The sequence below is a fragment of the Vibrio sp. L85 genome, assembly GCF_963871815.1.
GTDB lineage: Bacteria > Pseudomonadota > Gammaproteobacteria > Enterobacterales > Vibrionaceae > Vibrio > Vibrio harveyi.
The window spans coordinates 1-20,294 of record NZ_CAWMYL010000246.1; the positions used below are offsets into that span (position 1 = coordinate 1).

The window sequence follows — 20,294 nt, forward strand, 5'->3', positions numbered from 1 at the left end:
AATGTTTGGTTTCACTGTAGAAAACGTAGTGAACACAGCAAAAGAACTGCTAGCTTAATCGCTTAGTATTATCAGTTTTCTCTATTGCGAATTTGAAAACTGAAAAGCCCCGCTTCGGCGGGGCTTTATTTTATCTAATCATTTTTCAACAACGATTCAGCTAACTGGTTGGAATCACTTCTCTTCAAACTGAATGGCTAGTCGATAGAAATCTTGGACTTGCTCTTTCAACTGCTTACTGTTTTGCTCTACAGAATGTGTTGCCGCTAAGTTCTGCTCTGCTGTCGAAGCAATAGAATGAATGTGCTGATTTACGTCGCTAGAAAGCTGCAACTGCTTATTAGCAGAGTCCGCGACATTCACCATCAAACCACTCATGGTTTGCATCATCTGCTCGACTTCAGATAATCGCAATGCACTTTGCTCTGCGACATTTGAACAAGTGTCCGTTTGTTCTTTGTTGGCAATAATGTCTTTCTGCCAACCTTGAATCGTTGTAAGCATGGTTTCAATGGATGCTTTAATTTGCTCAGTCGCATTCGAAGTACGCCCTGAGAGCGCTCTTACTTCATCAGCAACAACAGCAAAACCACGACCTTGTTCACCCGCTCGCGCAGCTTCAATTGCAGCATTAAGTGCTAGCAGATTAGTTTGGTCGGCAATCCCGCCAATCTCTTCCATTAATTGGCTTACCTTTTGCGCTTGATCGCTCAATTGATAAGTCGTTTCTGTCGCTTTCTCAGCTTGTAAGCTAAGTTGCGCTAAGTTGGTATGAGTTTGGTCGATGGTCTTTTTCGCCATCAGACATGACTGCAACGTATCGTCTATCAGTAGATGCGCGTCGTTAGTACTGGATGAAACTGAATTTGCAGACGCTTCCATCGACTCTGTCGCATCGCGAACTTGCCGAATGTCTATGTTCTGCTGAGTTAGCGCTGATGAAACTTCTGCCGTCGTGCTGCTAAGCTCTTCTGCGCAACTTTGTAAAGGCAGAGCTGAGTCCGTCATACGTCCTAACACGGTGCGAATACGGGCAGAGAGCATCTTGATATGGAAATCTGCAATCGAGAATGGTTTATTTCCGGAATACACCAGACGACTTACACTGTCGTACTGCGCTTGTAACCTTTTAAATTGCAGAGGCGTATCAACAAGTTCCTGGCGGAAGAGAACAGCTAAAACACCTGCCGGTAACAATGTCGTTAACCAAGCAAGAGGACCTTCAAGTGACAGAGCCAAGCTCGTTACTGGTGCTACTAACGCACCAAGAAGAATTGCATAGCGCAAGGTGTCATTTAACTTCAACGCCCACGCTCGACCGGATTTCTCTGCTTTTAGAAGCCCTTGGTACGCTTTAGAAGCGATATCCACCCACTCTCGCTTGGGCTTAACACGAACCGATTGATAACCCACAACTTGATGGCCTTCATAAATTGGGGTTACGTAAGCATCGACCCAATAGTAACCACCCGACTTCGTACTGTTTTTTACAATTCCGCGCCACGCTTTACCTTGTTTTAGGCGAGCCCACATATCACCAAAAGCGGCTTTGGGCATATCTCCGTGGCGAACGATATTGTGGTTTTGTCCGAGCAGTTCATCGTGACTGTATTCAGCAATTCTGCAAAACGCATCATTGCAATAAGTGATAACACCTTTGAGATCGGTGGTGGAGACCAGTTCGTCAGAATCTCCTACGAGGTTTTCTTGAGCTTTATTGAAAGTTGAGGCTGACATAGATGAGACTTCTATAGTTTTTATTAAATTGCGACAGGATATATACACGATTGTTATATTTATTACAAAATGCTAGAGAAAAAATCTTACCGATGCGACATTTAAAGCCCAAAAAACTCACTTAGATAACAATAATTAATCAATAATGTTACGGGTTGTGAGCTGATAGACAAAAAAGACCCAGCCTTAATAGCTGGGTCTTATAAAATTTTGAACTCAGTTTATGCAATTTGAGATTCAGAATTATTATTCGTTTTAACAATAAAGATTGCCATCACCAATAAGACAAAAGGTAAGACGTACAAATTCAAATTTTGCCACCCTACTGTCGACTCCAACCAACCAGACAAAAGTGCAGTAATGGTGACGCAACTAAATACGAAGAACTCGTTGAACGCCTGCGCTTTGCTTTTATTTTTCACTTCATAGCTCTGACTAAACAAACTGGTTGCGGCAATGAACATAAAATTCCATCCAACACCAAGTAAGATCAACGCCGTACTGAAGTGCCATATAGATAACCCATGCATGTTAATTGCTATGCACGCGATGAACAGCACACCACCAGCTAAAATCATTTTCTTTGCACCGAATAGTTCAATTAACCGACCAGTAAAAAAAGCAGGCACAAACATGCCCAATACATGCCATTCAATAACCCCAGCAGCTCTTGTGAAATCAAACCCACAGCCAATCATGGCTAACGGTGTCGCTGTCATTAGTATATTCATCACGGCATAGGCAACCATCGCTGCTAACACCGCAATCATAAAGTTAGGACGATAAATAATGTCCTTGAGAGAGTCTGGTTTTGCATAGCAATTTTGCGTATGCGCCGCTGGAAATCGTATCGTCTGTAGTAAAACTAATGCCGTTATATACAAGACAATGAGTACAGCAAAAGCACTAATATAAAGCCCATCTGTCGACCACTTTTGCGAATAGATAGCGAGGTTTGGTCCCAAAACGGCAGCTAGCACGCCACCTGCCATAGAAATCGAGATCGCTCGATGCCGTGCTGATTCATCACACACTTCTATCGCAGCAAATCGATATAAAGTACCAAAGCCAATCCCTACCCCTAGCAAAAAGGTGGAAGCACAAAACAAAGTAAAGTTTTGCAGAGATAGCGCATAGGTTGCCAACGACGCTCCAGCTATACCTATGATGTTACCTAAGCTAAAACCCAGACGGCGTCCCAGCTTTCCCATAATTAAGGACGCCGGGATCGTCGCAGACATTAATCCGAGAAACTGCAACGCTACTGGCAAAGTGATCATGCTTGAAGAAGGCGCAATTTGTTTACCGATAAGCGCAATGACAGAAATCAGAAGTATGTTTCCCGTCATCAATAAGGCTTGGCAAAGTGATAATAGCCAGACGTTTCTATTCATCTCATTCCTTGAGTGTTTTTTAATCTACCCAGACACCTTAACGGATTTAAGGCTAAAACACATGGGTTATGTGCGACAGGTTAAGCCATGACATAGCTAACTACTCTCTACTTAAACTAAAAAAGCCAGCGAGAAGCTGGCTTTTTGTGAGTGTTATTCGCTCAATTTTTATTTGGCACGACGCGCTTTTACTGCGTCGGATAGCTGACGTAGAACTGTTTCCGTATCTTCCCAGCCGATACATGCATCAGTAATCGATTGACCGTAAGTTGAAACTTTGCCATCAACCAAGTCTTGACGACCTTCAACAAGATGCGACTCAATCATCACACCGAAAATAGCATCTTCACCGCCAGAAATTTGCTCTGACACATCATCAGAAACTAACATTTGGCGTTTAAATTGCTTAGAGCTGTTCGCGTGGCTGAAGTCGATCATCACTTTCTTAGGCAGACCGGCAGCATCCAGCTCATCCTTAATTTGACCTACATGAGATGCGCTATAGTTTGGCTCCTTACCACCACGCAGAATAATGTGGCAATCAGGGTTACCTGCCGTTTCAACGATAGCTGAATGACCGTACTTAGTGACTGACAAGAAATGGTGAGATGCGCTTGCCGAACGGATTGCATCACTTGCGATCTTGATGTTGCCATCTGTACCGTTTTTAAAGCCAACAGGGCAAGACAGACCAGACGCAAGCTCACGGTGAACCTGAGACTCTGTTGTACGAGCACCAATCGCCCCCCAACTGATCAGGTCGGCAACGTATTGCGGCGTGATCATATCTAGAAACTCGCTTGCCGTTGGAAGCCCCATATCAGTTAGATCAAGCAGAAGCTTACGTCCAATGCGAAGACCGTCGTTAAGTTTGTAAGTATCGTTTAGGTATGGGTCATTAATCAGACCTTTCCAACCTACCGTAGTACGTGGTTTTTCAAAGTAAACGCGCATCACAACTTCTAGTTGCTCACCGAGTTCATCACGAAGTACTTTCAGTTTTTTACCGTACTCTACCGCCGCCTCTGGGTCATGAATAGAACATGGACCAACAATCACTAGTAGGCGATCGTCTTTACCTTCAAGAATATTGTGGATGGCGTTACGACATTCAAAAGTAGTTGTGGAAGCAGTTTCGGTCGCCGGAAATTTTTCAAGCACTGCAACAGGTGGCAATAGCTCTTTTACTTTATTAATTCTTACATCATCAGTTTGAAACATTACTTCTACTTCCTAATTACTATCCAAGTCCCACTATTTTGCTCAAACTTTACTCACTGCAACATTGTTCACAAAGCAAGCAATAGTAAGGGCTGTGGGCTCATTTAATCGTGTCAATGCAAGTAACTTATCGACTTCGCCGACCGCTTGCAATCACTTTTTCTAAAAAAATGCAAATTAACTACTAATGTTCAAAACAAAACACAGCGTAAATTTTTATGTACACGGAAAGTTCAAAATTATCATATATTTTCCTGTAACTTTGAAAATCTTGTCTACAATGTAAGAAATATCAGAAGTTTGTGAGGTATTTGGCGACGAAAAGTGTAGCAAGATCTAAGATATTGTTGCTTGATGTTAATTTAAATGAATATTAAACTAATTTCTTATCAAACTAATTTCTTATAACTACCTAGTTTTACTCAAGTTGTAAAAACAAAGTAGAAACTAATATGCAATCAATACAAGGAAACATTATGAACAAAGTAGCAATTGCAGTAGCAGCAGTGGTAGCTGGTGGTTTAATTAACTCTGCTCAAGCTGAAATGTATATCGGGGGCAAAGTGGGCATGACTACGCTAGATGATGCTTGCTATTTAAACAGCCCTTGTGATGATGATGCTTTCGGTGCCGGAATGCACATCGGTTACGACTTTACCGATATCATTGGCCTTGAGTACGGTGTTGATTACTTAGGTGACTACGAAGCTAATTTCAAGTCAGGGGCTAATACAGTAAATACGATCGACGGTGATCTTTGGGCATTAACGCTTGCGCCTAAATTCAACTGGCATCTAAACGATACGTGGAACCTATTCGCGAAAATCGGTGGTGCTTACATGATTTCGGGTGACGAAAAAGATTTCGTTCCTACAGGTTCGCTTGGTGCTGAATACACTATCGATAGAAACTGGAGCGTTCGTGCTGAATACCAACGTTACCAAGATATCTCTGATGATGTCCTAGATGATATGGATGCAAATTTCTTTGGTATCGGTGTTAACTACAAGTTCGCAGCAGCACCTGTTGTTGCAGCAGTAGTAACAGAAGAAGTGGTTGCAGAGCCAGAACCAGTAATGATGACGAAGACGCACAAAGAAGAGTACGGTACAGGTACGTTTGAATTCGACAGTGCGAAGCTAACTGATTCAGTATCTGAGCGTCTAGACAACTTCGTAAACTTCTTGAACGAGTACCCACAAGCTCAAGTTGAAATCACTGGTTACACAGATAGCTCTGGTCCAGCAGCTTACAACCAAAAACTGTCTGAGCGTCGTGCTCAATCTGTTGCGGATTACCTAATCGCAGCAGGCATCGATGCAGACCGCTTCACAGTTACTGGTATGGGTGAAGAAAACCCAGTTGCAGACAACAGCACTCACGAAGGTCGCGAGAAGAACCGTCGTGTTGAAGTTGTCGTACCTGAGTTCCAATACGAAGAATTGGTACAACCAGAATAAGAGTTCCCGCTCTAATCTAGTCTAAGGGGTGCTTCGGCATCCCTTTTTGTTTGCTTCAGCTTTACCCTTCACTCTTTATCAAACTCATTCAGTTTCTCTGTTCGCCCTTCTCCATCCTATCTGGTTCCGACTCTTATACTAAAGGCGACCTGATGGTACGCTCGATTAAATATTTGATTTCAAGTTTGGTGAAAAGTAGCAGTTTTCTCAAAGACTCATAGTTCATCGCTCTTGGTTCCAAAACCAATATACTCAAATGATTCCACGACGCCGAATTCAGAGCATTGTCATCGCTCCCTTGATTACCGAAAGTAAGTAAGGAAAACAAGGTCGTGTCATAGCCGGTTCTTTCCATGTTGTTTGACACAGTAATCGGGTCAATCACACGCTCCCGAAGGACGAGTTGACTGGGGTATAAACATTATTGGGAACGACAGCAGCAGACCCTAGTATTGCGCCGTACAAACAAAAACTGCACCGGAGTTCGGTGCAGTTGTGAGCTTGCCCTTGTGTGGCTCTAGATCATAAAAACACACCAATATAGTGATCCACCAATAACGCAACAAACAGCGCCAATAAGTGATAGATGGAGAATTTAAACGTTTCCATTGCGCTATTTAATTCCGGTGAAAACTTTAACTTCCACGCGTGATACATAAAGCCAGCATTGAGGAGCAATGAAGAGAATAAATATACAGAGCCGACCATCCCCACCAGCACAGGCAAAATACAGACAAGCGTGAGTAGAATCGTATACAAAAGAATTGATGTCTTGGTGTACTCAATGCCATGAGTGACTGGAAGCATTGGGATATCCACTTTGCGATAGTCTTCGACACGATGAATTGCGAGCGCCCAGAAATGTGGCGGCGTCCAAATAAAAATAATCATTACCAATAGCCAAGCATGTGCGTGTAATTCTCCAGTTACCGCCGTCCAACCGAGTAGTGGCGGCATTGCGCCTGCAATCCCTGCAATCACAATATTCTGCGGGGTTGCTCGCTTAAGATACATGGTATAAACCACCGCATAACCTAACAAGCTTAAGAAGGTCATCCATGCCGTCAGTGGGTTGACCAATGCATGAAGCAACACAAACCCAATTCCCCCCAGAGCAGTAGCAAAAATCGCAACAGACAAAGGGTTAGTATCACCGGAAGGCAAAGGTCGCTTGTGCGTGCGAGCCATTCGCGCATCAATACGGCGATCAATCAGGTGATTAAACGCTGCAGCAGAGCCTGCCATTAGGCCGATACCAGTAAGACCAATGGCAGCTTGTAACCAAGGAAAGTCAGCAACCGGAGCTAAGCTCATCCCAACAATAGCCGTAATTAACATAAGAGCGACGACTTTTGGCTTTGTTAGTTTTAAATAGGTTGACCCAATCTTTCTCTTACCACTTTCTAGAGGTAGCGCGATCTCTTTACTCATAGCGAACTCCTTTCGCTTGATGACCCCAACGAGCTTTACCCTGCCATAGGTAGAACTGACTAACGCAAATAAGTGTAAGCATAATGGCAGCGCCGAGGTTGTGTGCCACCGCAACATAAATAGGGAGCTGGAACACAACGTTACTCACGCCCAATAAGATCTGACACACCAAGGTGAATCCAATCCAGATACCGAGGCGTTGGGAATGATGTGAATCTTGTTTTAATAGTAAGGTGCAGTAAATCAACACCACGCATGCGGTAATAATGGCACCAATACGGTGGCTAACATGAATAGTCATTCTGGCAGGGTAATCTAGGACACCGAACTCATAGTTATCAAAACCTGTCTGCCAAAACGAAAATGCCTCTTTCCAAGACAAATAGCTTGTCCAGTTACCTTCACATATTGGCAAAGTGGTACACATTAATGCGGCATAATTTGATGATGTCCATCCGCCAAGCAACACCTGCAACAACACCACACCAAAAGCCATCAAAGAGAATGTTCTCACGCTCTTGGAAGAAGGAGAAAAGTAGAGGCTGTTTTTAGATTGTAATTGGCAGTAGAACAGCGCTTGAAGTGCAAGCAACGTAAAGCCGCCAAGTAGATGAAGCATAACTATCACTGGCATCAGCTTTAACGTTACCGTCCACATTCCTAATGCCGCTTGGCCCAAAACAAGAACGCAAAGCAAAACCGGAATTGTCGGATCAACTCGCTCTGCTCTCACCGCCATGATTGCCATCATCAGAATGACTAAGCCTAAAGTTCCAGCGAAGTAACGATGAATCATCTCTAACCACGCTTTTCCTTGCTCCACTGCTCGCTCCGGAAACAGAGCATTTGCCTTAGTAACTTCAGCTTCAGTTTGGGGTACAAATAACTGACCATAGCAACCAGGCCAATCTGGACACCCCAACCCCGCATCAGCCAAGCGCGTATATGCTCCCAACATAATGACTACAAGAGTAAGACACAGGCTGAACTTAACCAAACGACTTAACGTCATATTGCACTCTCCCTAGCCTACGCGTGATAACTTCAATAGCTTTCGTAAGTCCGCCAATACATCTTTACTTAACCGCACCAAATCCTCGTTGGCTTCTGGCGTATAGGACATAACTAGCTGCCCGAGAGGATCGACGATCAACATCTGCCCTGCTTTCACTCTCGATGACAACGAATCATTCATTTGCATCACCACAATGCTCTTGCTCTGGGCAACATTATTGGTCTCTTCCGAAGTCCAGATAACTGGCACCACACGCTCCTGATATTTACCTAATGCAATGTGGCTTTGTTGCATCAAATGTATTTGTTGTTGGCACTGTTCTTTACACTCCGGAGGCAACACATACGCTAATTGCCAACCTTTTTCGTCTAATGGTGATGGCTGACCTAATTGTTCGAGCGTGATATATGGCTCAACCAATTCACCTCGATTGGTTACCCCCGTTTCGTACCAACCTTGACTCAATACAACCTTGGCAATAATCGCGGGGAGCGCAAATAGACAAATCAGAGACACCAATACAATTCGTCCTTTCGTGACTGCATTTGTCATTTCTCACCTCCTTGTGAGCGTGGTTGTCGAATCCAACGAATAAAAATCAGGATTGTGATAAACAAAAATACGCCAGACATAGCAAACCATTGAAAAGAATAACCAAAGTGCTTTGCACTGGTTAACGGTAAGGGATTCCAAGGAAATGGGTACGACCATTGCGTTAGATTGTCAGGTTGAATGACCGTAGGCATTAACTCAATATTAAGCAGTTGGCTAAGTTGATTAATGTTGAGGTTTTGCACTCTTATCGTATCGCCCATTTCAGCCATTAGGTCTGAACTTAGTGGATTAGTAGATTTACGATACAAACGCCCTGTGATGTCATATGGCGTTGTCAGATATTCAACCTTCGGAAGTACGGCTCTGGATCTTTTCCCCTTCACAAATCCAAGTTCAAGCAGCGTCAGAGTCGCAGGATCATGAGACATCGATACGATTTGAAACGCTAGGTAACCCACTTCACCCTGATAGGTCTGGTTATCTAATAAAATAATTGGGAGTGATTCAGGCGTCACATTTGCTTTTACTTTAATCCCTATAACACTTTCTTCTCGCCAATCGTTCTTTTCCAGTACTTCAGATATGTCCTGATAAGAGGTATTTTCCCTTGCTAAAATCGCTTGTTCCAAACGCTGCTTTTCATTACCACGTTCCAATTGCCAAAAGCCCAGTTTGACCAACAGAGAAAACACAGCCACAGTTAAAAAGACAGCAACCCAAACCCATTTCGATAATATCGACGACGAAACCGGAGGTGCCATGTCCACCGTATTTCTGTTTAAGTTAACGCTTGTCCTTTTGCTGCTTTTCATCATCTTTAACCTCGCAAAAGCGCTTATCGAAATGGTTCGCGAAGACCCAGAGGATTCATCGAAGAAAGGCAAACCAATGAGCCACTATCTCGGTCGTCGTGTCATGTTTTCTGCGTTAGTCGTGATTCTCCTTCTCGTAGCGTTAGGGGCAGGATGGATAGCCCCAAATCCTCGTCCTTACTAGCTTTACAGCACATAAACGAAAACAAATAAGCATAGCCAAACCACGTCAACGAAGTGCCAATACCAACTGCCAGCTTGGAATGCGAAATGGTCTTTCGGAGAAAAGTGGTCCTTGGCGATGCGGAATAACAGCACAATGAGGAAAATGGTACCGAGACAAACGTGCAAACCGTGAAAGCCCGTGAGCATAAAGAAGGTATTACCGTAAATACCGGACTGCAACGTCAGCCCAATATCTTGATAAGCGTGTGCATATTCAACGGCTTGGTAATAGAGGAAGAAGCCCGCCAAGACGATGGTGATTTCCAACCAGACAATCAGTGCAGTTCGTTTATCTTGCTCTAAACTGATGTGTGCCATATGTAACGTAATCGATGACAATAGCAGCAAGATGGTGTTGGTTAATGGGATACCCTGCCAAGGCATTGCTTGGGTCGTATCACCACCCGGCGTGGTGGTGAGTGGCCAGATTGCTTCGAAACTCGGCCACAATACCTCATGTGTCATTAAGTTATTATCTGCACCACCTAACCAAGGCACGGAAATCATTCTTGCGTAGAAAAGAGCACCAAAAAAAGCACCAAAGAACATCACTTCCGAAAAGATGAACCAGCTCATCCCTTGTCGAAATGAACGCGTGATTTGCGCACTGTACTTTCCGGTAAGAGACTCTGTGATGACGTTGCTGAACCACCCTGCCAGCATATAGAGCAAAAACAACATACCAATGGCGAGAATGATGCCGCCTAACGTACCAACCGCGCCATCACTTTGAGTACCTTGAACGGTCATTCCGGCACCGACAGCGACAAGGAATAACGCAAATGCCCCTACAATAGGCCAGCTGCTTTGTGCGGGAACATAATAGGTATCAGGCTTGTTACTCATGAGTTCTCTCCTTACAGACGCGCTTTGGTTTGAGGCGTTAAGGTCTGTTTCTCACTCCCTGAGAGGCTAGCTGTCGAAGACTCGCCCGATTGAGGAGGAAATTTGTAGAGTGTGTAAGACAAGGTCAATGTATGAATTGAATCCGGCACGTCCGGCTCAATGTAGAAAATCAAAGGCATACTCGCTTGTTGCTTACCTTCCAATGGTTGTTGATTAAAGCAAAAACACTCGATCTTATTGAAGTAAGCCGCACCAGTACCCGGCGATACGGAGGGCACAGCTTGACCTACTAAATTTTCACCGCTTTGATTAAAAGCAAGATATTCCGTTTGAATCACTTCGCCAGGGTGAACATCCATGGACACAACTTTTGGTTTGAATTCCCAAGGCATGTCTGGACTGACGTGCGCCATAAATTCCACACGAATCGTTCTACTGATGTCCGCTTGCATGCCTGTTGGCTGAATCGCTGCAACCTCACTGGTTTTACCGTTAATACCCAATGCATCGCACATAATGTCGTAGAGTGGTACCAAGGCAAAACCGAAGCCGAACATCATTGCTGTCGCTAACAGCAACTTGATAGTGAGTTTCTTATTAGATGAATTACCTTGCATCTCGCTCACCTCACTCTTTTCTTAATCGACTTTTGGCGGCGCTGTAAACGTGTGGTGTGGCGCTGGACTTGGTACTGTCCACTCTAGACCTTCTGCTCTCTCCCATGGCTTGGCTGGTGCTTTTTCACCACCACGGATACATTTAATCACTAACCACAAGAAGATCAGTTGGGAAAGACCAAAGGCAAAGCCACCTATCGATACGATTTGGTTTATGTCAGCAAACTGGATGGCGTAATCGGGAATACGTCGTGGCATCCCGGCTAAGCCCAAGAAATGCATTGGGAAGAACAGTACATTAACCGAGATGATGGAACACCAGAAATGCCACAGACTCAGCTTGTGGTCATACATATTGCCTGTCCACTTCGGTAACCAGTAATACGCCGCCGCCATGATCGAGAACACCGCACCGGATACCAATACATAATGGAAATGTGCGACAACAAAGTAAGTGTCATGGTATTGGAAATCCGCAGGAACAATTGCCAGCATCAAGCCTGAGAAACCACCTATTGTGAATAAGACAATAAACGCGATGGCAAATAACATCGGTGTCTCAAACGTCATTGCACCTCGCCACATGGTCGCCACCCAGTTAAACACCTTCACCCCAGTTGGTACCGCAATAAGCATGGTGCAATACATAAAGAAGAGTTCAGCGAAAACCGGCATCCCCGTGGTGAACATATGATGCGCCCACACTAGGAATGAAAGCAGCGCAATACTACAAGTCGCGTAAACCATCGAATGGTAACCAAACAGTTTCTTGCCACTAAACGCAGGAATGATTGCCGAAACAATACCAAACGAAGGCAAGATCATGATGTATACCTCTGGGTGACCGAAGAACCAGAAGATGTGTTGGAACATCACCGGGTCACCGCCACCAGCGGCATCAAAGAAGCTGGTACCGAAGTATTTGTCGGTCAAAACCATGGTCACCGCACCGGCTAATACGGGCATCACAGCTATCAGCAAGAACGCCGTGATTAGCCAAGTCCAGACGAACATTGGCAACTTGAACCATGTCATACCTGGTGCACGCATGTTTACGATAGTCACGATGACGTTGATGGCACCCATGATGGAACTGATACCCATGATATGGACTGAGAAAACAAACAACGCCGTACTGTCAGGGCCGTAGGTTGTAGAAAGTGGAGCGTAAAAAGTCCACCCGAAATCAGGACCACCACCCGGTAAGAACAAAGAGCCGATCAAAATGAGGAAAGCAAAAGGTAAGATCCAAAAACTCAAGTTGTTCATCCGTGGTAAAGCCATATCTGGAGCGCCAATCATCATTGGGATCATCCAGTTGGCTAAACCAGTAAACGCTGGCATGACGGCACCAAACACCATCACTAGTCCATGTACGGTCGTCATTTGGTTAAAGAACTGAGGGTCAACCAATTGCAGACCCGGTTGGAATAGCTCAGCACGGATGATCATCGCCATCGCACCGCCAGTGAGGAACATAGCAAAGCTAAACCATAAATAAAGCGTACCGATGTCTTTATGGCTGGTGGAATAAAGCCAACGCGCTAGCCCTTTTGGTGCGTGATGATGATCGTGGTCGTCTTCAATCGCAATGGTCGTGTTTGCAGTAGTTTGCGCTTCAGCAGGAGCAGACTTCACCGCTTTTTCAATTGGCTTACTCATATTTCCTCCTTGGCACTGTCTTGTGCCTTAAAGGCGTTAACATCGGATGCTTGAACGGTATCGCCAGTATCATTTCCCCAAGCATTACGTTGATAGGTAATTACAGCGGCAATTTCTTGATCGCTTAGTTGGTTAGCAAAAGCTTGCATGGCGGTGCCAGCTCGACCGTTCACCAATACATCGATGTGAGCAACAACCGGACCTTTGGCTATCTCGCTGCCTTTGATTGCCGGGAACGCGCCCGGAATGCCTTCGCCGTTCGCTTGATGACACACAGCACAGCGCGCGGTGTAAACCGACTCGCCTTGTCCCATCAAATCTTCCATTGAAAGGTCTTGCGTCAATGCTTCTTGGGCAGCCGCCTTTTGTAAGGCAATTTCTTGTTTCTTGTCTGCCATCCATTGGTCAAAATCATCTTCCGCCATCGCATGAACAACAACTGGCATGAAACCATGCGCTCGACCACAAAGCTCCGCGCACTGACCACGATATACGCCCGGTTCGTCAATCTTGGTCCAAGCCTCATTAATGAAACCAGGGATCGTATCTTTCTTAACAGCGAAATCAGGTACCCACCAAGAGTGAATTACGTCATCAGAAGTCATTAAGAAGCGAACTTTACGGTTGATAGGCAAAACCAGCGGGTTATCCACTTCGAGCAAGTAGTGCGCCCCTTTCGCTTCGATGCCATCGATTTCTTTCTGGCTGGTAGCAAGTAGGCTGAAAAATTCGACATCCTCGCCGAAATAACTGTAGTGCCACTTCCATTGAGAGCCGGTGATCTTCACAGTAAGGTCAGATTGGCTGGTGTCTTCCATCGCCACCAGCGTTTTGGTCGCAGGAATCGCCATAGCGATAAGAATAATGACCGGAATAACGGTCCAGATGATCTCCACTTTAGTGCTTTCGTGGAAATTAGCGGCAACTGCCCCTTTTGACTTGCGATGTTTGAAGATGGAATAGAACATCACACCGAATACAACAAAAGCGATAGCGCAACAAATGTAGAAGATCAGCATATGTAATTCATACACTTGCTCACTGATCCCCGTAACACCTCGCGTCATGTTGTAATCACTCTGCTCTGACCAACTGGACGAAGAAAACGTGATAAAAATCACATTCGTTAATAAGGCTAGAGTAGTTGCTAATCTTTTCAAAAGATCTCTCCTCTGCTCAGCCGCTGCGCTTGCGCGAGCTTCCTTGCTTCCCGATGCAAATATCGAACAAATTTACGAAAAATCACAAAAACTACGATTTCAGCACTCTTTGTTATATTTATGTTAAAAGGCTAGTTATAGTTCAATAGTTCTTCAAGAAATTAACTGTGAATAAATTCCGGACAGACTGAAAAATAAATTCGGTTTATCGATTGCCCTCTTTGAAATGTAATTGAGAACCATTTACATTAATTAAAAGAAAACATTGGGACGCTTTTAAGCAAAGAAGTGTCTAAACAAGTAGGCTCCCCCTACTAAGGAAAGACGAATATGACAGCACAAATTACTCAATGGCTAGCACGAGACCCAGATCCAAAAACTCGTGAAGAGCTTCAACACCTAGTCGATACAAATAACGAACAAGAACTGACAGATCGATTTGGTTCACGCTTAGCATTTGGTACCGCAGGTCTGCGCGGTAAAGTCGGTGCGGGTCCAAATCGCATGAACCGTTTAGTGATTCAAGAGACAGCAACAGGTCTCGGTCACTATCTGATTGAACAAGTGAAAGACGCATCGTCTCGCGGTGTTGTTATTGGCTACGATGGTCGCCCAGATTCTAAACAGTTCGCACACGATACAGCTTCTGTACTTACTGCTTTGGGCATCAAGGTTTACCTAACCTATAAAGTAGCAGCAACGCCAATTGTTGCTTTTGGTGTTCGTGAATTAAATGCAGCCGCTGCTGTGGTTGTTACCGCAAGCCACAACCCACCAGAATACAATGGCTTTAAAGTGTACTGGGAAAATGGCGCACAGATTATTCCACCTCACGATTCTGGTATTGCTGCAAAAATCGATGAAGCAACAACAAAACCGCTTCCTCTGATGTCACTGGACGATGCAAAACAAAAAGGTTTGTTAGTTTGGCTTGAAGACGAGTACTACCAAACTTATCGCAAAACAATGAACGACAATGCCCTGCTAACACCGGACAGCAACACAGATATCTCAATTGTTTACACGGCAATGCACGGTGTCGGTGCGGACATGGCAGAAACGTTGCTCGCAGACGCTGGCTTTAAAAAAGTCGCAAGCGTTCCAGAACAGCGTGAACCGGACGGTACGTTCCCTACCGTAAACTTCCCGAATCCTGAAGAAGCAGGCGCAATGGACATGGTGATGGCACTGGGTAAATCTGTCGGTGCGGACATTGCTTGCGCGAACGATCCAGATGCAGACCGTTTTGCTGTGGCTGTAAAACGCCCAGATGGTGAATATCAGATGCTAACAGGTGACCAAGTGGGTTCATTGTTTGGTGACTACTTACTGCAAGGTCAACCAAATGCGCTTGTTGGGAATACCATTGTGTCTTCTCGTCTATTGAGCAGTATTGCGAAAGCACACGGCGCAGAATACTACCAAACGTTAACTGGCTTTAAATGGCTAACTAACGTAGCAATGACACAAGAAACTGAAGCGAACCCATTCCTATTCGCTTACGAAGAAGCACTAGGCTACACAGTAGGTAATAAGGTATGGGATAAAGATGGTTTGTCAGCACTGGTCGCTTTCTCTCAATTGACAGGTAAATTGAAAGCACAAGGCAAAACGCTGTGGGATAAGTTAGAAGAACTATACCGCCAGCACGGTTTCTACTTCAACGCGCAGCGCAGCATTGCACTTGACCCTAAATCACCACCAATCGGTGACAAACTTCGCGCAAACCCACCGAAAGAGATTGCGGGTAAACGTATCGAAGTGATTGAAGATCTGAAGTCATCACTTCGCTTTGTGACCGATGGTCCAACAGAAGCGATTAACTTGCCAGCAAGTGACGTACTGGTTTACCACTTAGAAGACAAATCACGTGTGATTGTTCGCCCTTCTGGTACTGAGCCTAAGTTGAAGTGTTACTACGAGGTAATCAGCGACTTCCCAGCAGAGATGGATTACGCGCAAGCTAACCAAGCAGCGGAAGCGAAAATGAACGCACTTATCGAAGCGCATCAACAAAGCTTGTAATTCGAGTTTGAAACATCGATTCTGTGACAGCTACAAATAGCAAAAGAGGCGCATCGAGCGCCTCTTTTTTTGTTTAATTCAAACCAAATCAAGCAATCTGTTTTTGCAGAAAATGTTTATCAATACCTGCTGCTGGGTAGCCTGAATATTGCCCAACTTTTTCAAAACCCAATTTCAAGTAAAAATCGAGCGCTTGAAAGCTATAGGTATCGAGATACAAATGCGTGACTCCACGCGGTTTCACTTGCTCTTCCAGTAGAGCGATCAGCTTGCTTCCTAATCCCGAAGTGCGTGCCTCTGCATCAACCCATAGATATTCAACAAACACGGTGTTATTAAACATTTCTCCCGTGAGTCCGCCAACAACCTTACCCTCGTCATTACGAGCAAAACAGCCAATGGCGTCTACGTCCCCATCCGGTAGATGCATGTTGTTATAAGCTCGGATGCCATCACGGATAAAATCGAGATCGTTTTGTTCTGGATTGAGTTTAAATTCAAGTTTCATACTGCCACTCCTTGGAAAATCAGTGTGATACTAAAACAAAAAGCCAGCGAGTGCTGGCTTTTGTTCAAACATCTGATTATTCCTACACATTACATCGCGAAGCTACTGAGCATCCACACCGCAAGGATAACGAACACCAAGCCCATTAGCTTACCTTGGTACATGCGGAATTTATCGTTTTCCAGCAACCCTTTGCCTAATGTCCCCGCCAATGCAACTAACAAAATATTGAATAGCAAGCCTAATACGTTTAGCAGCAAACCAAGCGCGAGCATTTGCTCACCCGACGATGCGGTAATGTTGCTAGAGACAAACTGAGGCAAAAACATCACGAAAAACACCAAGGCTTTCGGGTTCAGCAGGTTACTCATCAAAGCGCGTTGATAGTAAGTCGATGCCATCTTGTTTTTCTGGTCAAGCTCTGGCGCAGCAGAAACGTCCGCTCGTAAACAGTCCCACCCCATTTTGAGCAAGTACGCGCCCCCCAGTAGATGAAGCACTTTTAACGCGATTGGGCTCATGGCAATCAAGGTCGACACACCCATAGCTGCCAATAACGTTAAGATCACGCCGGATGTCGCGTTGCCTAAGCTTGCAAACAGACCAACTTTTTTGCCATAACTCATGCTAGAGCTGGCAATCAACAACATGTCAGGTCCAGGCAACAAAAGAAGTGCAATAACAGCGGTGAGATAAACAGGGAGTACAGATAAATCGATCATGGTGGAACTGGCTTTCTAAAACAGGCGGCGGATCTTATACCAATGAATAGATAACAACCAGACCAAATATCTTTCTACGAAGCAATATTCAGAAAATACAAAAGGTTTAATGCTCAATTTAAAAACAATTAACCTTTTTGATGTTTGTTTTTAATACCAATAGCAATTTTGTACAAAAATAAGCAGGATGGATCCGGTAGACTCCAAATGATGTGGTGCTACTGTTTACGCTTGAGCTATTTGGACCGAGATGAAAGAAAAGAATAAGGAAATCGCGACTTTTAAGATTGCTCAAGAGTTGGGCGGGTTAGAGCTGCTCGATGCAAAATACGAAAAACAAAACTTCTCTCGCCATAGCCATGAAGGCTACACCATTGGGGTGATTGAAAAAGGCGCACAGCAATTCTTTCGTACCGGTGGCAACCACATTGCACCGCAAGACAGTATCATTCTTGTAAACGCTGATGAGGTGCATAATGGTCACTCAGCGTCAGAAGGTGGCTGGGAATACAAAGCCATGTATCCCGTACCTGAGCAGTTTCAAACGCTTGGGAAAGAACTTGGCGCGCCCAATGTCGCGCAGCCCTACTTCCCGCAACCCGTCGTTTACGATCCAGAGCTCGCAAACCAACTGCGATTAGTGTTCGATACTCTAGAGAAATCCGATAATCGCTTGCTAAGAGAGACACTTGTCTACGGCACACTGATCAAACTTGCCAGCAAGCACAGTACACATCGAGCTCCTCTTCAAGATGCAACCAAAGCGCAAAGGCAAGTGCACCTGGTCAAAGAATTTCTTGAAGACTTTCCTCAAACCGATGTCTCTTTAGAAGAACTGGCGAAATTAGCGGGATTAAGTCCTTTTCATTTGTTGCGTGAGTTTCAAAAGCAGTTTGGTTTCCCACCGCACGCATTTCAGATTCAACAGAGACTCCGAATGGCGAAAAAGCTGCTCAAGCTAGGACAAAAGATTTCCGATGTTGCTCAAGAATGTGGTTTTCACGACCAAAGCCACTTGCATCGTCATTTTAAAAAAGCCATGGGGGTAACGCCTGGGCAGTACATCAAGCACTGTTAGCAATTTTGTACAAGGCAGCATGCTTAGGTCAGCCTACCTTAACAGCATGTTTTTCTATTCAAGTTGAAGTTATGGATACTACTTTGCCAACTCATCAAGACTCAAAATTCTCACTCTTTTTACAAGGTATCATCGCAATGATGCCATTAAGCATCGCCGTACTGCCTTGGGGATTACTTGCGGGCTCATTTGCCATCGATACTGGCTTACACCCGCTGGAAGGTCAGGCGCTTTCCGCCATTCTGTTTGCTGGCTCCGCACAACTTGTTGCCATGGGCATGATTAAAGCTGGTGCAGGCTTAACCACCATGTTGCTGACGACCTTTTTCATTACCTCTCGCCATTTTCTTTATAGTGTTTCGATGCGCAGTAAAATTTCGCCATTGCCCTTAAAGTGGCGTCTTTCACTTGGCTTCTTACTCACTGATGAACTGTTTGCCATCGTCGGGCACCAATCCGATAAACAATTTGAACGATGGTACGCCCTTGGCGCTGGATTAAGCTTCTACCTATTTTGGAACTTCGCAACACTTGCTGGCATCGTCGCTGGCAGTTTGATACCTGAATTGAATGAGCTCGGATTGGAATTTGCCGTTGCTGCCACCTTTATCGCGATTGTGGTGCCAACGATTAAAAGCATTCCCGTGCTATGCAGTGTATTGGCAGCATTAGTTAGCTCAGTGACGCTGAATTATTACCAAGTGGAAGGAAGCTTGATGTTCGCGAGCATTCTCGCCATGTTGATGGGCTATTTGGTTGAACAGTTTACGACGAAAGCCCCAAACATTGAGAATACACCGGAGGAACGCCAATGATCTTTTTGTCTATCTTAGCCATGACGGCCTTGGTATTCACTAGCCGTTATCTATTTCTCGAACCAAAATTGCCGCTTAAATTGGGGGTAAGAACTCAAAAGATATTAAGCTACGCAAGCCCTGCAGTGCTCACCGCGATCTGGGCTCCTATCGTGTTTATGCCAGAAGGTGAACTGAGCGTCACATGGCAAAACCCATTTCTATTGGCTGCCCTATTAGCTGCTGCGATTGCATACCTCACAAAGAATGTATTGCTCACCACCATCGTAAGTATGGTCGCGTTTTTACTGCTTCGAATTTGGCTATAAGCTCGCGACTAAACAGCCAACCATTCAATCTCTAATAAGGTGATGTCTCCACACTTCAAACGTCCAAGGAAGACATCGCCTTGATGCACTTCACCCACGCCCTTTGGTGTCCCTGTCATCACGACATCGCCATCTTCTAGCGTTGTGTAGCTCTTCAACTCATCGAGAATGTTCATCGGTGGGTAAAGCATTTGCTTAACATGCCCTTTTTGAACATGAACACAGTTAATCAAAAGCTCTAAGTTGAGATCGTCAATATCGACACCTTGAAGAGAACGGAAACGGCTGAATACCGCTGAGCCATCAAACGCTTTGGCACGTTCCCAAGGTAATCCTTTTTCTTTGAGGTTAGTTTGTAAACCGCGTTTGGTCAGATCTAAGCCGAGCCCAACCGCGCAGTATTGACCGTTTTTGATCACAAAGCAGATTTCGGCTTCGTAATGCAAAGGCTCTTGATGGAATGAGGTGAGTTTGGTTGAAACGGAAGTCGCCGGTTTATTGAACACTACCATTTGCTCTGGTACGGCATTATCTAGCTCTTGAATATGCTCAACGTAATTACGTCCGACACACAGAACTTTGCCGACTTTGATTTTCTTCTCTTCAACCTGAACGACGCTCATTGCTCTTCCCTGCAAAACAAAAAACGCATAATAATCCAACACGTTACGTTGTTGACACTAGTTCTCGTTTCGAGGTGTTA

20 protein-coding genes are annotated in these 20,294 nt (G+C 44.8%); 6 read left to right on the forward strand and 14 right to left on the reverse strand.

Annotated features, from left to right (window positions below; genetic code table 11):
- Positions 1-174: 174 nt before the first annotated feature.
- The 3 genes from AACR11_RS26840 to aroG all read right to left on the reverse strand — a co-directional run bounded on the left by AACR11_RS26840 (position 175) and on the right by aroG (position 4,352).
- Positions 175-1,737 carry a methyl-accepting chemotaxis protein gene (locus AACR11_RS26840; RefSeq protein ID WP_029788561.1) on the reverse strand — a complete coding sequence of 521 codons (1,563 nt, stop codon included), beginning with the start codon at positions 1,735-1,737 and terminating at the stop codon, positions 175-177.
- Between the two features lie 221 nt (positions 1,738-1,958).
- On the reverse strand, positions 1,959-3,131 hold the full coding sequence (locus tag AACR11_RS26845) for an MFS transporter (RefSeq protein ID WP_017190759.1): 1,173 nt from the start codon (positions 3,129-3,131) through the stop codon (positions 1,959-1,961).
- Positions 3,132-3,299: 168 nt separating this feature from the next.
- Positions 3,300-4,352 (reverse strand): 3-deoxy-7-phosphoheptulonate synthase AroG, encoded by a 1,053-nt coding sequence (aroG, locus tag AACR11_RS26850; protein WP_009696367.1) that lies wholly within the window; start codon positions 4,350-4,352, stop codon positions 3,300-3,302.
- A 476-nt stretch (positions 4,353-4,828) separates the two neighbouring features.
- Here aroG and AACR11_RS26855 point away from each other — a divergent pair, with 476 nt between their 5' ends.
- Positions 4,829-5,812, forward strand: coding sequence for an OmpA family protein (locus AACR11_RS26855; RefSeq protein ID WP_005452383.1), 984 nt, complete (start codon positions 4,829-4,831; stop codon positions 5,810-5,812).
- A gap of 522 nt (positions 5,813-6,334) precedes the next feature.
- Here the strand turns inward: AACR11_RS26855 and cyoE are convergent.
- The 4 genes from cyoE to AACR11_RS26875 are packed head-to-tail and all read right to left on the reverse strand — an operon-like array spanning position 6,335 to position 9,574.
- A complete protein-coding gene (cyoE, locus tag AACR11_RS26860; protein WP_005452385.1) occupies positions 6,335-7,243 on the reverse strand; it encodes a heme o synthase in 909 nt (302 codons plus the stop codon).
- Positions 7,236-8,255: a COX15/CtaA family protein gene (locus tag AACR11_RS26865; RefSeq protein ID WP_029788564.1), complete on the reverse strand. Its 1,020-nt coding sequence runs from the start codon at positions 8,253-8,255 to the stop codon at positions 7,236-7,238. Before AACR11_RS26865 ends, cyoE begins: the two co-directional genes overlap by 8 nt.
- Before the next feature lie 12 nt (positions 8,256-8,267).
- Positions 8,268-8,810 carry a hypothetical protein gene (locus tag AACR11_RS26870; protein WP_029788565.1) on the reverse strand — a complete coding sequence of 181 codons (543 nt, stop codon included), beginning with the start codon at positions 8,808-8,810 and terminating at the stop codon, positions 8,268-8,270.
- The gene (locus AACR11_RS26875) at positions 8,807-9,574 is read right to left on the reverse strand and encodes an SURF1 family protein (protein WP_005452391.1); all 768 of its coding nucleotides are present in this window, start codon (positions 9,572-9,574) and stop codon (positions 8,807-8,809) included. Before AACR11_RS26875 ends, AACR11_RS26870 begins: the two co-directional genes overlap by 4 nt.
- On the opposite strand from AACR11_RS26875, the gene AACR11_RS26880 reads away from it, so the two are divergent.
- Positions 9,573-9,809: a DUF2909 family protein gene (locus AACR11_RS26880; RefSeq protein WP_005452392.1), complete on the forward strand. Its 237-nt coding sequence runs from the start codon at positions 9,573-9,575 to the stop codon at positions 9,807-9,809. The two genes, AACR11_RS26875 and AACR11_RS26880, sit on opposite strands and share 2 nt — an antisense overlap.
- Before the next feature lie 2 nt (positions 9,810-9,811).
- On the opposite strand, the gene AACR11_RS26885 is transcribed toward AACR11_RS26880, so the two are convergent.
- From AACR11_RS26885 to coxB, 4 genes are read right to left on the reverse strand one after another with little or no spacing between them, the layout of a single operon-like run.
- Positions 9,812-10,696, reverse strand: a complete 885-nt coding sequence (locus tag AACR11_RS26885; protein WP_029788566.1) for a cytochrome c oxidase subunit 3 — start codon at positions 10,694-10,696, stop codon at positions 9,812-9,814.
- 11 nt (positions 10,697-10,707) lie between these two features.
- The gene (locus tag AACR11_RS26890) at positions 10,708-11,313 is read right to left on the reverse strand and encodes a cytochrome c oxidase assembly protein (protein ID WP_029788567.1); all 606 of its coding nucleotides are present in this window, start codon (positions 11,311-11,313) and stop codon (positions 10,708-10,710) included.
- Positions 11,314-11,334: 21 nt separating this feature from the next.
- Complete coding sequence (gene ctaD, locus AACR11_RS26895; RefSeq protein WP_029788568.1) at positions 11,335-12,975, reverse strand: cytochrome c oxidase subunit I; 1,641 nt, start codon at positions 12,973-12,975, stop codon at positions 11,335-11,337.
- Positions 12,972-14,135 (reverse strand): cytochrome c oxidase subunit II, encoded by a 1,164-nt coding sequence (gene coxB / locus AACR11_RS26900; RefSeq protein ID WP_017818637.1) that lies wholly within the window; start codon positions 14,133-14,135, stop codon positions 12,972-12,974. The genes ctaD and coxB overlap by 4 nt, the downstream gene beginning before the upstream one ends.
- A 330-nt stretch (positions 14,136-14,465) precedes the next feature.
- On the opposite strand from coxB, the gene AACR11_RS26905 reads away from it, so the two are divergent.
- Entirely contained in the window at positions 14,466-16,160 is a 1,695-nt protein-coding gene (locus tag AACR11_RS26905) for a phospho-sugar mutase (RefSeq protein ID WP_029788569.1), read from the forward strand.
- Between the two features lie 88 nt (positions 16,161-16,248).
- Here AACR11_RS26905 and AACR11_RS26910 read toward each other — a convergent pair whose 3' ends face one another.
- Positions 16,249-16,668 carry a GNAT family N-acetyltransferase gene (locus AACR11_RS26910; protein ID WP_005452398.1) on the reverse strand — a complete coding sequence of 140 codons (420 nt, stop codon included), beginning with the start codon at positions 16,666-16,668 and terminating at the stop codon, positions 16,249-16,251.
- A gap of 89 nt (positions 16,669-16,757) precedes the next feature.
- Complete coding sequence (locus tag AACR11_RS26915; protein WP_005452399.1) at positions 16,758-17,390, reverse strand: LysE family translocator; 633 nt, start codon at positions 17,388-17,390, stop codon at positions 16,758-16,760.
- Positions 17,391-17,640: 250 nt separating this feature from the next.
- Here AACR11_RS26915 and AACR11_RS26920 point away from each other — a divergent pair, with 250 nt between their 5' ends.
- From AACR11_RS26920 to AACR11_RS26930, 3 genes are all read left to right on the forward strand, one after another.
- A complete protein-coding gene (locus AACR11_RS26920; RefSeq protein ID WP_029788570.1) occupies positions 17,641-18,468 on the forward strand; it encodes an AraC family transcriptional regulator in 828 nt (275 codons plus the stop codon).
- Between the two features lie 71 nt (positions 18,469-18,539).
- On the forward strand, positions 18,540-19,283 hold the full coding sequence (locus AACR11_RS26925; protein WP_029788571.1) for an AzlC family ABC transporter permease: 744 nt from the start codon (positions 18,540-18,542) through the stop codon (positions 19,281-19,283).
- Entirely contained in the window at positions 19,280-19,591 is a 312-nt protein-coding gene (locus AACR11_RS26930) for an AzlD domain-containing protein (RefSeq protein WP_009696378.1), read from the forward strand. Before AACR11_RS26925 ends, AACR11_RS26930 begins: the two co-directional genes overlap by 4 nt.
- An 8-nt stretch (positions 19,592-19,599) precedes the next feature.
- On the opposite strand, the gene AACR11_RS26935 is transcribed toward AACR11_RS26930, so the two are convergent.
- Positions 19,600-20,214, reverse strand: coding sequence for a fumarylacetoacetate hydrolase family protein (locus AACR11_RS26935; RefSeq protein ID WP_029788572.1), 615 nt, complete (start codon positions 20,212-20,214; stop codon positions 19,600-19,602).
- Positions 20,215-20,294 lie beyond the last annotated feature (80 nt).

Bases quoted from the DNA above. Each gene is read 5' to 3' on its own strand.
- AACR11_RS26840 (WP_029788561.1), bottom strand. From the start codon at position 1,737: ATGTCAGCCTCAACTTTCAATAAAGCTCAAGAAAACCTCGTAGGAGAT.
- AACR11_RS26870 (WP_029788565.1), bottom strand. From the start codon at position 8,810: ATGACAAATGCAGTCACGAAAGGACGAATTGTATTGGTGTCTCTGATT.
- AACR11_RS26845 (WP_017190759.1), bottom strand. From the start codon at position 3,131: ATGAATAGAAACGTCTGGCTATTATCACTTTGCCAAGCCTTATTGATG.
- AACR11_RS26890 (WP_029788567.1), bottom strand. From the start codon at position 11,313: ATGCAAGGTAATTCATCTAATAAGAAACTCACTATCAAGTTGCTGTTA.
- AACR11_RS26910 (WP_005452398.1), bottom strand. From the start codon at position 16,668: ATGAAACTTGAATTTAAACTCAATCCAGAACAAAACGATCTCGATTTT.
- aroG (WP_009696367.1), bottom strand. From the start codon at position 4,352: ATGTTTCAAACTGATGATGTAAGAATTAATAAAGTAAAAGAGCTATTG.
- AACR11_RS26880 (WP_005452392.1), top strand. From the start codon at position 9,573: ATGTCCACCGTATTTCTGTTTAAGTTAACGCTTGTCCTTTTGCTGCTT.
- AACR11_RS26915 (WP_005452399.1), bottom strand. From the start codon at position 17,390: ATGATCGATTTATCTGTACTCCCTGTTTATCTCACCGCTGTTATTGCA.
- AACR11_RS26875 (WP_005452391.1), bottom strand. From the start codon at position 9,574: ATGGCACCTCCGGTTTCGTCGTCGATATTATCGAAATGGGTTTGGGTT.
- AACR11_RS26865 (WP_029788564.1), bottom strand. From the start codon at position 8,255: ATGACGTTAAGTCGTTTGGTTAAGTTCAGCCTGTGTCTTACTCTTGTA.
- AACR11_RS26930 (WP_009696378.1), top strand. From the start codon at position 19,280: ATGATCTTTTTGTCTATCTTAGCCATGACGGCCTTGGTATTCACTAGC.
- ctaD (WP_029788568.1), bottom strand. From the start codon at position 12,975: ATGAGTAAGCCAATTGAAAAAGCGGTGAAGTCTGCTCCTGCTGAAGCG.
- cyoE (WP_005452385.1), bottom strand. From the start codon at position 7,243: ATGAGTAAAGAGATCGCGCTACCTCTAGAAAGTGGTAAGAGAAAGATT.
- AACR11_RS26935 (WP_029788572.1), bottom strand. From the start codon at position 20,214: ATGAGCGTCGTTCAGGTTGAAGAGAAGAAAATCAAAGTCGGCAAAGTT.
- AACR11_RS26885 (WP_029788566.1), bottom strand. From the start codon at position 10,696: ATGAGTAACAAGCCTGATACCTATTATGTTCCCGCACAAAGCAGCTGG.
- AACR11_RS26905 (WP_029788569.1), top strand. From the start codon at position 14,466: ATGACAGCACAAATTACTCAATGGCTAGCACGAGACCCAGATCCAAAA.
- AACR11_RS26855 (WP_005452383.1), top strand. From the start codon at position 4,829: ATGAACAAAGTAGCAATTGCAGTAGCAGCAGTGGTAGCTGGTGGTTTA.
- AACR11_RS26920 (WP_029788570.1), top strand. From the start codon at position 17,641: ATGAAAGAAAAGAATAAGGAAATCGCGACTTTTAAGATTGCTCAAGAG.
- AACR11_RS26925 (WP_029788571.1), top strand. From the start codon at position 18,540: ATGGATACTACTTTGCCAACTCATCAAGACTCAAAATTCTCACTCTTT.